The organism is Micromonospora sp. NPDC049171 (assembly GCF_040648275.1).
GTDB lineage: Bacteria > Actinomycetota > Actinomycetes > Mycobacteriales > Micromonosporaceae > Micromonospora.
In genome coordinates this window covers 18,134-30,802 of record NZ_JBEZDJ010000049.1, presented here as the reverse complement: position 1 = coordinate 30,802, position 12,669 = coordinate 18,134, and the positions used below count along the sequence as shown (strand labels likewise).

Sequence of the window (12,669 nt, the reverse complement as noted above, 5' to 3'; positions counted from 1 at the left end):
GAGGTCACCCGCCCGGACGGCAGCCGGGCGTCGGCGTCGTACAACGAGCTACGTCAGCCGGTCGTGGTCACCGACGTCGACGGTGCGATCTGGCGCCGTGAGTACGACGAACGCGGCAACCTGACCATGATCACCGACCCCATTGGCGCGACCACCCGATACCGCTACGACGACGCCGGTCACCTCGCCGAGATGGTCGACCCGCTGGGAAACGCCGTTGAGGTGGCAGTCGACGCCGCCGGCCTCCTCACGCGGGTCACCGACGCCATCGGCGCAGTGACTAGTTGTCGACGCGATCGGGCTGGCCGGATCACCGAGATCACCGATCCGGTCGGCGGCACCACACGTCTTGGCTGGACCATCGAGGGGCGGCTGGCGTGGCGGCGGAGTCCGGACGGGGTGAGTGAGGAGTGGACCTACGACCCGGAGGGCAACCTGGTCAGCCACACCGACCAGAGCGGGGCGACGACCGAGTTCGAGATCGGGTCCTTCGACCTCACGGTGGCGCGCACCGGACCGGACGGCGGGCGGTTGGCGTTCGGTTACGACACCGAGTTGCGGCTCACCACGGTCACCAACCCGCAAGGACTCGTCTGGTCCTACGACTACGACCCGGCCGGGCGGCTGGTCGCCGAAACCGACTTCAACGGCCGGACGCAGACCTACACGCACGACCCGGCCGGCCAGGTCGTGGCCCGCACCAACGGTGCCGGGCAGACCATTGAGCTGGTCCGCGATCCGCTGGGCAACGTCGTCGAGAGACGCACCGCCGAGGGGACCACGACCTTCGGGTACGACCCGGCCGGCCGGCTGCTCCGCGCCAACTCGCCCGAGGTCGCACTCAGCTTCGAGCGGGATCCGTTGGGCCGAGTGCTGGCCGAGATCCGCGACGGTCAGGTGGTTTCCTCTTCCTACGACGTGCTCGGCCGACGGACGCATCGGCGTACTCCCTCGGGGGTGCAGAGTGTGTGGGAGTACGACGTCAGGCATCGACCGGCGGCCCTGCGTACCGGTGGGGCTGCGGTCAGCTTCGTCCACGACGCGGCCGGTCGGGAGACTCGGCGTGAGGTCGGTGGTCTCGCGCTGACCCAGAGTTGGGACGCGAATCATCGGCTGCTCTCGCAGATCGTCACCGCGAGTTCCGCGGGGCCAGCGTCAGTGCCGGGGCTGGTCGCCCACCGGGCCTACCGGTATCGCGCCGACGGCTACCTGACCGACGTTGCCGACCAACTCACCGGCGAGCGACGGCTGGAACTGGACCGGGCCGGCCGGATCACCGGGGTGCAGGCCGCCGACTGGACTGAGCGGTACGCCTACGACGACGCCGGCAACATATCCAGTGCCACCTGGCCGGGTGCCGCCGGCGGAGTTGGTGGTGCCAGAGGTGAACGGGAGTACACCGGCACCCTGATCAGGCGGGCCGGCGACCTGCGCTACGAGTACGACGCGGCCGGTCGGATGACGCTGCGGCAGCGCAAGGAGCGTTCGACCAAGCCGTCGACCTGGCGCTACACCTGGGACAGCGAGGACCGGTTGACCGCCGTCACCACGCCGGACGGCACCCGGTGGCGCTACCGGTACGACGCGCTCGGCCGCCGAGTCGCCAAGCAACGCCTCGACGCCGACGATGGCGTGGTCGAGCAGGTCGACTTCGCCTGGGACGGCCCACGTCTCATCGAGCAGACCCACCGCGGCGACGGCGGCGACCGGATCAGCACCTGGGAGTACGCCCCCGGCACGTTCACGCCGATCAGCCAGACCGACGGCTTCGCCGACCAGGACGAGGTAGACCGCCGCTTCTACGCGATCGTGACCGACCTGGTCGGCACACCCACCGAACTGGTCAGCCCGGACGGCGAAATCGCCTGGCAGCAGCGCACCACCATCTGGGGGATCCCGACCCACGCCAGTGCCACAGGTGCCGACTGCCCACTCCGCTTCCCCGGACAGATCCACGACTCAGAGACCGGCGCCTCGTACAACCATCACCGCTACTACGACCCCGTGAGCGTTGGCTACCTATCCACCGATCCACTCGGGCTGGTGGCCGGCGCGAGGCCGCACGGATACGTATTCAATGCTACCGCCGCAATCGATCCTTTCGGATTGGTGCCTTGCGGAACAGTGGCGCGGAACGGCTTGTCCGACGACGAATATGTCCAAGCGCGTGAGATTGCTGACGAACTTGGCGGCCACTTCGAGGGACAGAGTGTCAGCAACACGGCCGGCGTCGACGGGTTCTGGAACGGCGCCCCGGCAAGCCTCAAAGAGGTCGCGCCCGGAAGCGCCAACAACGTGAACGCGCTCAAGGGAGCGGCCGACAAGGCGCGACGTTCGATCTTGAAGACTGATTTTCGTGATCAGGGAGCGATCCTCTTCATCCGCGCCCATGGTGTCTCGATGGCTGACGCCCTCGGAATCGACCACCTGGCCAGGATGGCCGGTGGGCCGGCGTTCTCCCAGATCTCGATTCGAACTGGTGAAGGCTGGGTTCACTATGGCACTTGAGTGGAGTATCGAAGGTGGGCGACCGCTGGATCCGCAGAGCCTCGTCGAGCAGGTGAGGAAGACGCTTGAGCGCCTGGCTGATACGGCGGTCGTTCTGCGTCTCGAAGACGATGCCCAGGTGGGCTCCGAACCAGCGGAGGGAGACACGGCCTTCTCTTATGTCCTGAATTCTGAGATAGCTGGGAGAATGTCCAGCGTCGAGTTGGTGCAATTCAACTACGATTCTTCGAGTGGCACCGGCATCGGGTATGTCACCGCGAACCGGGACAGGCGCTCGGTAGTGCTCGGGGTGATCGTCGCCGCACATTGGAATATGGCTGCTGGTGGCGACCTCTCGGGCACCGGCCTGGGCGGCAAGCGTCTCTCACCCGAGGAGTCGGAAGAGTTGCTTGCTGAGCTTTTTTATGGTGCTACCTGGGAAGACAGGCTCGAGTGGGCAGCAGGCCGGCTCGGGTGTGGCCAGGTGACCTGAACGGGTCTGCCCCGGATGAGGCGTTCCGGCCTCCGTGGCGCGGTGCGATCTGACGGCGCGAGTACGACGAGCACGGCAAACTGACCATGAGCACCGACTCGATCGTGGGCTGGGCGGATCGGGGGGAGCATGTCGTGGACGACGGTCGGGAGGAGATCGCCCGACGGGTCGAGGCGCAGGTGGGCGTCCGGCCGCCGGAGGCGCTGCTCGACGTCTGGACGGGCGTGCGGCCGGTGGACGCCGCAGCCGACGTGTCCCTCTACGGGCCGGACGAGATCGCCGAACGCAACCTCACGTACGAGATCTCGGACTACGCACCGGGCCTGCTGCTGATCGGGGACGACGGCGGCGGAGCCGGCCTGTTCGTCGCGAGGAACGACCCCGCCCCCGAGGTCGTCCTCATCGGCCTCGGGGCGGTGGGCTCTGACGACGGCACGCGTGTCGGCCGGTTGGCGGGCCTGGCTGTGGACGGCTTCCGGTCAATGAAGTCAGCCGAAGATGTCGGGGATGAGGCGGCCCCGACCGGGCTGATCGACGTTCTGGTCACCCACCGTCCCGGGATGAAAGCACTGATGGAGATCCGCAGACTGTTCCACCTCTCCCTGCCGATCAGCGCACTCACCGATGCGGGCGCCCATTACCCGATGGTGATCCTGACCGACGTCTACTACGGCAAGTACGCGGAGGCCATCGGCCGGCTCAACTTGCGCTACCAGTGCCTGGCCGTTCGCCCCCACGTCACCGCGTAGAGGCCGGCGACGAGCCGGTAGTGCCGAACAGTCGCGCGTACCCGTTGCCGATTGACTGACGTGGGCTGCCGCAGACCTGTGCGAGATATGCGACTGGTCCGCACGGCCACGAGGTGGAGGGCCTCCCGCGTCGACGCCTCGGGCGGCCGGCGCGAGCTGCGCGTCGAGCGCGCCGTTTGAGGGCGATGGTGGCGGTCGGTGGGTGGAGGCTGGTGGCGGGCGGGTGGTGCGGAAAAAGCCGGCCTACGTCAGATGGCGCCAAATGCGACTGCGGTAGTGGTCAAAGCTCGTTGCGTGTCTATGTTCGAATGGCGGTAGGGCCAGCTCATCGGGGCTTGTCCTGGTTCGTGGTGCCGGGTGGTTAGCTGCCCCATGTCGGGCGCTGCGAGGGCTTCAGGCGTGTTGGCGTGGACGGGGGAGGTCCGGCGCGATGGCTGAGTTTCCGGGGCATCTGTTCAAGATGGATGGTGATCCGTCGGCGATTCGATCGTCGGCGTCGCGGTGGCAGGGCTTCGGTTCGGCGGCAACGCAGGCCGCCGCGCAGATCACCGGTTTGGACACGAGTCAGTTCGTGGGTCCGGAGGGGGACCTGTTCCGGGAGGGCCTGAACGCCCAGATGCCGGGGCATTTGCGGGTGACTGGTGATGCGTTCGGGCGGGTGTCGTCGGGTTTGACGACGTTCGCGGGTTCGTTGTCGTCGTTGCAGGATCGGATGCGTCCGTTGGCGCAGCGTGCGCCGGGTCTGTGGGCGGCGTTGCAGGCGGCGCGGGGGCGTGCCGATCGGGCGAAGCAGGCTGATGAGCGTCACGAGCAGGAAGTCGCCGACCGTCCGCCGGAGGAAGCCGCCGCGGCGGAGCCGGACACGTATCGGTCGGATGCGGGTGCGGCGGGTTCGGCGTTGTCGCAGGCGCAGCGAGACTGGGACGAGTGCGTGGCCCAGGCGGGTGCCCTACGCGGTGAGTTGGCTACGGCGGTGCGTGACTGTGTGCGGGCCGTGAATGACGCGAAGGGTTTGCGGTTCAAGGAGAATCCGAAGTGGTGGGATCTGAAGGGTCAGTTCACCAACTTCGTCCGCGACAACCAGGAGTTGTTGGCGCAACTGTCGAGTGCGTTGAAGATCGTCTCCCTGGTCGCCGGTCTGTTGTCGTTCATTCCGATCCTTGCCCCGATCATGGCGCCGATCGCGATCGGCACCGCCCTGCTCGCCTCCGCGATCGACCTGTCGATCTACGCCGCTACGGGTAAGGGCAGCCTGAAGACGATCCTGATCGACGTCGGGCTCAATCTGCTACCCGGAGTGGGCAAACTGGCCCGGCTCGGCGCTGGCGCGTTGAAGGGCACCCGCGTGGCGCACGCGTTCTCGTCAGTTGCCGCCCGGGGTCGCAACATGGGTTCGGTGGCGCGGTGGGGTTTGGCGAACCCGAGGGCCAACGGCATCGAGGCGATCAAGCGGTTGGCGCGGTTGGATCCGATCGATATCGCCTGTGGTGACATGGTGCTCACTCAGACTGACGTCGCGTTGCCTGGTGTGTTGCCGCTGCTGCTGTCGCGCACACATCTGTCGTCGTACCGGATGGGGAGCTGGTTCGGCCGCTCCTGGGCCTCGACGCTGGATCAGCGCATCGAGGTCGACGACACCGGCGTGTACGTCGCCACCGCCGACGGGATGACCCTGATCTACCCAGTCGGCGAGGACGGTCGCCCGGACCGGCTGCCGACCGAGGGGCCGCGCTGGCCGTTGACGCAGGACCCGGAGGGTGGCATCTACCGGGTCACCAATCCCGCATCGGGGTGGACCTGGCATTTCGGGTCGGTGCCCGGGAGCCTGGCGGCCCAGCTGCCCCTGGTCGCGCTGACCGACCGCAATGGTCACCGGGTCGAGGTGCGCCACGACGACAGCGGCGCACCCGCTGAGCTGGTGCATTCCGGCGGCTACCGGGTCCGGGTGCGCACGCAGGAGAACCGGATCGTCGGGCTTGATCTCGGCGAGGACGACACCGAGGTGGTCCGGTTCCGCTACGACGAGGCCGGTGACCTGACCGAGGTGGTCAACTCCTCCGGGTTGCCGCTGCGTTTCGACTACGACATCGACGGGCGGGTCACCCGGTGGGCGGATCGTAACGGCACCGAGTACCGCTACACCTATGACGAGGACGGTCGCTGCGTCGCCACCGCCGGCACCGGCGGGTATCTGACGGGTCTGCTCCGCTACGACACCGAGGCCCGGGTCACCACGGTGGTCGACTCGTTGGGCCACGCGACCGTCTACGAGCTCAACGAGCTGCGGCAGGCCGAACGGGTCACCGATGCGTTGGGTAACGTCACTACGACGGTCTGGGATCGGTTTGATCGGAAGTTGTCCGAGACCGATGCGCTCGGGCGGACGACTCGTTGGTCCTACGATGACGACGGCAACCTGGTCGAGGTCACCCGCCCGGACGACACCCGCGCGTTGGCGTCGTACAACGACGTGGGTCAGCCGGTCGTGGTCACCGACGTCGACGGGGCGATCTGGCGGCGCGCGTACGACGAACGCGGCAACCTGACCATGGTCACCGACCCGGCCGGCGCGACCACCCGGTACGCCTACGACGAAGCGGGCCACCTTGCCGAGGTGACCGACGCCCTCGGCAACACCCTGCTGGTGACCACCGACCCGACCGGGCTGATCAGCGGGCTCACCGATCCCACCGGCGCGGTGACGACCTACCGGCGCGACTCGGCGGGACGGGTTGCCGAGGTGACCGACCCGCTCGGCGGCACCACCCGCCTCGGCTGGACCGTCGAGGGGCGACTCGCGTGGCGGCGCACCCCGGACGGGGCGAGCGAGGAATGGACCTACGACCCGGAAGGCAACCTGCTCACCCACACCGACCAGACCGGGGCAACCACCGAATTCGAGATCGGTCACTTCGACCTGCCCGCGGCCCGCACCGGCCCCGACGGCGCGCGGTTGGCGTTCGGGTACGACACCGAGTTGCGCCTCGCCACGGTCACCAACCCGCAAGGGCTCGTCTGGTCCTACGACTACGACCCGGCCGGACGGCTGATCGCCGAAACCGACTTCAACGGTCGCACCCAGACGTACACCCTCGATGCCGCCGGTCAGGCCGTGACCCGCACCAACGGCGCCGGGCAGAGCATCGAGCTGGTCCGCGACCTGTTGGGCAACGTCGTGCAGAAGCGCACCCCTGACGGCGTCACCACCTTCGGGTACGACCCGGTCGGCCGGCTCCTGCACGCGACCTCACCCGATGTCGAACTCCGCTTCGAGCGGGACCCGTTGGGTCGGGTGCTCGCCGAGATCCGCGACGGCCAGCCCGTGACCTCGTCCTACGACGGGCTCGGTCGACGGACGCACCGGCGTACCCCGTCGGGGGTGGAAAGTGCCTGGGAGTACGACGGCCAACGGCCGGTCGCCCTGCACACCGGCGGCGCGACGGTCAGCTTCACCCACGACGCGGCCGGCCGGGAGACCCGGAGGACGGTCGGGAGCATCGCCCTGACCCAGAGCTGGGACGCCAACCACCGGCTGCTCTCCCAGATCCTCACCGCGAGCCCGGCCGTCGACGGCGGCGTGCCCGACCTGGTCGCGCACCGGGCGTACCAGTACCGTTCCGACGGTCACCTGACCGACATCGCCGACCAGCTCACCGGCGAGCGCCGGCTGGAGCTGGACCGCGCCGGCCGGGTCACCGCCGTGCAGGCCGCCGAGTGGACCGAGCGGTACGCCTACGACGACGCGGGCAACGTCGCCAGCGCCACCTGGTCTGGCGACACGGGCGACGACAGCGATCGCGACGCACGAGGCGAGCGGGAGTACACCGGCACCCTCATCCGCTCCGCCGGGAACGTGCGCTACGAGCACGACGCCGCCGGCCGGGTCACGCTGCGGCAGATCAAGCAACGTTCGGCCAAGCCGCTGAGCTGGCGTTACACCTGGGACAGCGAGGGTCGGCTGGTCGCGGTCACCACCCCGGACGGAAGTCGGTGGCGCTACCGGTACGACGCGCTGGGCCGGCGGGTCGCCAAGCAGCGTCTCGACGCCGACGGTGGTGTGGTCGAGCAGGTCGACTTCGCCTGGGACGGCCCGCGTTTGATCGAGCAGACCCATCGCGGCGAGGCTGGTGACAAGACCAGCACGTGGGAGTACGCCCCGGGCACGTTCACCCCGATCAGTCAGACCGACGGCGTGGCCGACCAGGACGAGGTGGACCGCCGCTTCTACGCGATCGTCACCGACCTGGTCGGCACCCCCACCGAACTGGTCGCACCGGACGGCGAGGTCGCCTGGCAGCAGCGGAGCACCATCTGGGGCATCCCGACCCAGGTCAGCGCCACCGGTGCCGACTGCCCGCTGCGGTTTCCCGGCCAGATCCACGACCCAGAAACCGGCGCTTCGTACAACTGCTTCCGGTACTACGAGCCCGAGAGTGCCCGCTACCTCTCGGCAGACCCGTTGGGCCTTTTTCCCGGCCCGGACCCGCACCGCTATGTCGCCAACCCGTTGTATGAAATCGACCCATTCGGATTGGCGCCCTACAAGGTCCTTTACCACGGGTCGCAAAAGTTCGAGGGCACACAGTTCGCTCTGGACGTCGCGGTGGCAAGCAAGAGGCCGGGTACGCCCATCCCTGGCGTACACCTCACCGATGACTTCACCCGAGCGGCCACCGGGTACGGCCGTGGAGGCCAAACCGTCCGGGTCGAGGTGCCAGACGACTTTGCGCAGTCGATCAAACAGATGGGCGGGCCGAACGGCAACCAGGAGGAGTTCTTCGTCAACACCCAGGAGGGGATCGATGTTCTCAACCAGGGCATCACCCACGTAACGCCTACCAGCGAAGCGATCCCCCTGCACTTTATGGGCAATTTCTGAGCCAAGGAGTCGATGTGGATCGCAAGACGGTCGAGCCGTCCGAGGTGTCGCTGGCCTACGACATCTTCGCGCCCCTGTGGGGACTGTTGCAATTAGGCGCGGTGCGAGAGTGGGACGGTGCTTCCGCGTTCCGCCCGCTCTTCCTCGAATTTGTCACGGCCCGACGGGACAGCCTGGCCAGACTGTTGACAGGAATCCAGGCAGTCGCAGACCTTTCCGACGACACGATGGCCATCTTCGAGAAGCAGGGTGGCTGGTCCGACGACGATCCCGACTTCGTGCCGGATCAGCTCGGTGCCAGCCTCCTGATGTACTCCGGGTTCGTCGCGGAATACCCACTCGACTTCGCTGACGCCGATACCGTACGGCGGGTCATCGACGCCGGCACCGATCTGCAGTTGGTGAATCTGCTGCAAGGGTTGGTTGGTGCGGCGCTCGTTCGCGGGCCTGAGGTTCGGTCGGCCGCATCGCTCGTCGCCGAATCGATGGGCATTGCCGCCGAGATCATCGCCGTGGACGCTGGTCCGGCGCTGGCAAATACAGTCCGTTCTTGGCGGATCGCGCATCTGGCGCCGGCCGTGCGTCCTGACTCGAACATGAGTGAGGCAAGGAGGGCGAGGCTGAGAGCCCTGGCGTTACAGGTAGAATCCAGCCTCGTCGTGAGCCGACCCGACCATGAGCCAGGTCGGTGAGGCTGGGTGGTTGGCCGTGGAAGCCGCCGGCCCTTTTTAATCCCTGCCCGGAGCCGAGTCTGAGTTTTTGGTGCGTAATGTGATCGATGTGCTGCCATGGCCGTGATCCTTGACCTGGGGGGCACCCCATTCGTCTTCTTCCCGGCGGGCGAGCCCTTGGTCACGTCCGGCGAAGTGGTCAACAGCGACCAGCTTGAGGACCTTTCACTCATCTATCATCCACGACTTCGTCGGATCCTGCTGCGCAGCTATCCCTCGATGCCGGCGCTGCCCTACGTGCTGCACTGGAGTGCTGGCACGGATCTCCATTACGTCGATAGACGGGTGATCGCTGGGACAGTTGATGCCAAAGATTTCCAAGGTGCCTTGGTGGCGGAGGTGCGTTCTGTCACCTGCCGTAAGTGCGGTGCGATTCTTCGGGTGGCCGTGGCGGAAACGGGTGTTTCCGTATTGGGTGGTGACCTGGCTCCCCGAATCGCCCGACATGAGTTCCGACGGAATTGCTCGGTATGCGGTCAGCGCTCTCTCCCCTCCGTCGTCGAGCACCTCGATGCTGCGTAGCTCGATCGAGCGTTAGCCGCTGGCCTCGTTCTGTCGGCGCCGGCGATGGTCGTTTCGATCGGCCTGCTGGGCGTCGGCATTGGCTCCGACGCCGTGCCCGGCTTCCTGACGGAAGCAAACCCGGTCAGCCGGCGCGGAACAGCGGCAGCGGCTCGCCCCCGTAGCCGAGCAGGTACTGCTGCGGGTCCGCTTCGAGCACGGTGCCGAGGACGGCTCCGAACACGTCGCGGAAGTCGGTCGTGGCTTTCAGGTCGCCCTGGTCGAGGTCGGTGAGGCTGGGTGGTTGGCCGTGGAAGCCGCCGGCTACTCGCGCTCCGGCCACGAGCACTGGTCCGGCGGTGCCGTGGTCGGTGCCGTCGGAGGCGTTGGCACGTACTCGTCTGCCGAATTCGCTGTAGACGACAACGGCGACGCGGCGGCCGGCGTCGGTGCCGGCCATGCGGTCCACGAAACCGGTCACGGCCGCGTCGAGTTGGGCGAGTAGGGCGTCCTGCGCGGTGCGTTCTCCGGCGTGGGTGTCGAAGCCGCCGAGGCTCACCGAGTACACACGGGTGGGTACTCCCGCCTCGACGCAGCGGGCGACAAGCGCGAGCTGCGCGCCGAGCGCGCCACCGCCGCCGGTGCCGGTGGCGGTGGCGACCGGGGTCGCGTCGGTGGGGCTGGCGGCCGGGGCCACCGCCTCCCGGACCAACCGGCCCATGTCGACCAGGTCGGCGTACGCGGAGGCGGCCCGCGCCTGCATCGCCGACTCACCGGCCTGCACCCGGCCGAGCGACGCCACCATCGCGGGGGCCACCCAGTCCGGCAGCTCCAACCCCTGGTAGCTGACGCAGGCGCCAACCCGTCGACGTCCGACCAGCAGTGGCGGCAGCACCGGTTCGAAGCTGACCGCGGCCTCGACCGGGCCCTGCGTCTCGTCCAGCCAGCGTCCGACCCAGCCGGTGTCGGCCGGGCCGTTCGGTGCCGCGGTCTGCCAGATGTCCATGGACCGGAAGTGGCTGCGGTCCGGCTTCGGGTAGCCGACCCCGTGCACGATGGCGAGCCGGCCGGTCGACCAGAGCCCCTGTAGGCCGCGCATTGCCGGGTGCAGACCGTGGTCGCCGTCCAACCGCAGCACCTGCTCCTCGGGGTACGCCAGCTCGGGCCGGGAGGCCCGGTAGGCCGGATCGGCGTACGGGATGACGGTGTTCAGCCCGTCGTTGCCGCCGTAGAGGGTGACCAGGACGACGGTGTCCACCGGACGCCGGACGACGGGCCGCTCGGGGTCGGCGGTGTCGAGCAGCCGGGACAGGGTGACCGCGCCGGCGCCGGCGGCGAGGGCGCCGCCGCCGACCACGCCGGAGGCGAGCAGGAACCGTCGTCGGGTGAGTCGGTCCATCTCAGGTCACCTGGTATTCCGGGCTGACCAGCCCGAGGGTGAGCATCAGGCGGGAGTTGGTGGTGCCGCGCAGCACCTCGTACGTGCGGTCGGTCCAGGTGTCCACGCAGAGCAGGTGGGCCACCTCCTCCGGGGTGAGCCGCTCCGGGCTGAGCTGGCTGGCGAGTTTGCCGGCCAGGGACAGCTTCAGCCGGGCGGCGGCCGAGGTCAGCCAGGCCACCCCGGCGGGCCAGCCGCCCACGCTGGGCGGGGCGAACGGGCGTTGCCCGAGGCCACCGAGCCCGTCGAGCAGCCCGATGACCGTCTCCGCCGGGAGGGTGGCCGGTCGCAACCCGAGTTGTCGCAGTGCACCGACCAGCCACTCGACCGGTTGTTTGACCATGGTGGCTCGGGTGGTCGGGAAGGTCTCGTCGGCCAGCAGCGTCCGCAGCATCGGCAGCGGCTCGGGGAAGGCGGCGACCATCTCGTCGCTCGTGTGTGCCGGGATCGGTTGGGTGCTGGACGCGTACCGGTGCCAGAGTCGGGCGGCCACGAACCGGGGGCAGGCATCCTGTGCCAGCACCAGGTCGACAAGGCTGCCGACGGTGAAGTGTCTGGTGACGCCGAGGATGCTCGACGCGCCGTCGTGGTGGCGCCGAGGGTCGAAGACCGATCGCTGGCCGGCGAGGTCGATCCGCCAACCGGTCAGCGCCAGGCCGGCGTGTTGTACGTCGGACTCGGTGTAGCGCCCGAGGCCGAGGGTGAACAACTCGAGAAGCTCCCGGGCGAGATTTTCGTTTGGTGCTTCCCGGCTGTTCAGTTGGCCGTCCAGCCAGTAGATGAGCGCCGGGTCGACGACCATCCGGTGCGCCATGTCGCGAAAGTCGCGAGATTCCCGTAAGGCGAGGTGTTGGGCCAACATCAGCTGCGGGCTCTTGACCTTGACGATCGAGGTGGCCCAGTGGCCGTGCCAGAAGAAGAGCAGTTTCTCCACGGCCTGGTGGTCGGCGACGGTCATCCGGTCCAGCCACCACTGGGTGAGGGTGGTCGCCTGCGCTCGACGTAGCCCGTCGGCTTCGACCCGCTGCGCCGCGGTGAGCTCGGGCGTGCCGGCGTACGGGTCGGGGCCGAGCGGGGGGATGGGCGCCCGGGTGGCGCCGATGTCGGGCCCCGTCGGGGTGGTCAGTGCGGTCAGGGTGGCGGTGAAGCCGGCCCGCCTCGCTGCCTCCAGCTCGTTGGCGGTCGGTCCGAACCCCGTTCGGCGTAGCAGCAGAGCCACGTCGTCGGTCATAGCGACACCATGGTGGGACCCTCAACAGGGAAGCGACGTTTCACCATCATCCGGAATTTCCGCCCGTCGGCGACGGGTCGAGCCGCGCCCCGACGATACGTCCTCGATGGACGTACAGCATAGAGTGTGGACGATCAGTAATGACGGCGCCGATCGGATG

The 12,669-nt window shown here is 68.3% G+C and carries 8 protein-coding genes; 6 read left to right on the top strand and 2 right to left on the bottom strand.

Annotation, left to right across the window (positions count from 1 at the left end):
- The 6 genes from AB0B14_RS35890 to AB0B14_RS35865 all read left to right on the top strand — a co-directional run.
- On the top strand, nt 1-2,508 hold a 2,508-nt coding region (locus AB0B14_RS35890; RefSeq protein WP_357526557.1), incomplete at its 5' end, for an RHS repeat-associated core domain-containing protein.
- The gene (locus AB0B14_RS35885; protein ID WP_357526555.1) at nt 2,498-2,980 is read left to right on the top strand and encodes a hypothetical protein; all 483 of its coding nucleotides are present in this window, start codon (nt 2,498-2,500) and stop codon (nt 2,978-2,980) included. The genes AB0B14_RS35890 and AB0B14_RS35885, both read left to right, overlap by 11 nt.
- Nucleotides 2,981-3,066: 86 nt before the next feature.
- On the top strand, nt 3,067-3,729 hold the full coding sequence (locus tag AB0B14_RS35880) for a hypothetical protein (RefSeq protein WP_357526553.1): 663 nt from the start codon (nt 3,067-3,069) through the stop codon (nt 3,727-3,729).
- Between the two features lie 430 nt (nt 3,730-4,159).
- The gene (locus tag AB0B14_RS35875) at nt 4,160-8,608 is read left to right on the top strand and encodes a DUF6531 domain-containing protein (protein ID WP_357526551.1); all 4,449 of its coding nucleotides are present in this window, start codon (nt 4,160-4,162) and stop codon (nt 8,606-8,608) included.
- 14 nt (nt 8,609-8,622) lie between these two features.
- Entirely contained in the window at nt 8,623-9,300 is a 678-nt protein-coding gene (locus tag AB0B14_RS35870; protein WP_357526549.1) for a hypothetical protein, read from the top strand.
- A gap of 96 nt (nt 9,301-9,396) precedes the next feature.
- On the top strand, nt 9,397-9,861 hold the full coding sequence (locus tag AB0B14_RS35865; RefSeq protein WP_357526547.1) for a hypothetical protein: 465 nt from the start codon (nt 9,397-9,399) through the stop codon (nt 9,859-9,861).
- 124 nt (nt 9,862-9,985) lie between these two features.
- Here AB0B14_RS35865 and AB0B14_RS35860 read toward each other — a convergent pair whose 3' ends face one another.
- On the bottom strand, nt 9,986-11,239 hold the full coding sequence (locus AB0B14_RS35860) for a DUF1501 domain-containing protein (RefSeq protein ID WP_357526545.1): 1,254 nt from the start codon (nt 11,237-11,239) through the stop codon (nt 9,986-9,988).
- Between the two features lies 1 nt (nt 11,240).
- Nucleotides 11,241-12,509, bottom strand: a complete 1,269-nt coding sequence (locus AB0B14_RS35855; protein WP_357526543.1) for a DUF1800 family protein — start codon at nt 12,507-12,509, stop codon at nt 11,241-11,243.
- Between the last annotated feature and the right edge of the window lie 160 nt (nt 12,510-12,669).

Excerpts from the sequence above, each read along its gene's own strand:
- AB0B14_RS35885 (WP_357526555.1), top strand. The coding sequence starts at position 2,498 with ATGGCACTTGAGTGGAGTATCGAAGGTGGGCGACCGCTGGATCCGCAG.
- AB0B14_RS35880 (WP_357526553.1), top strand. The coding sequence starts at position 3,067 with ATGAGCACCGACTCGATCGTGGGCTGGGCGGATCGGGGGGAGCATGTC.
- AB0B14_RS35875 (WP_357526551.1), top strand. The coding sequence starts at position 4,160 with ATGGCTGAGTTTCCGGGGCATCTGTTCAAGATGGATGGTGATCCGTCG.
- AB0B14_RS35865 (WP_357526547.1), top strand. The coding sequence starts at position 9,397 with ATGGCCGTGATCCTTGACCTGGGGGGCACCCCATTCGTCTTCTTCCCG.
- AB0B14_RS35860 (WP_357526545.1), bottom strand. The coding sequence starts at position 11,239 with ATGGACCGACTCACCCGACGACGGTTCCTGCTCGCCTCCGGCGTGGTC.
- AB0B14_RS35855 (WP_357526543.1), bottom strand. The coding sequence starts at position 12,509 with ATGACCGACGACGTGGCTCTGCTGCTACGCCGAACGGGGTTCGGACCG.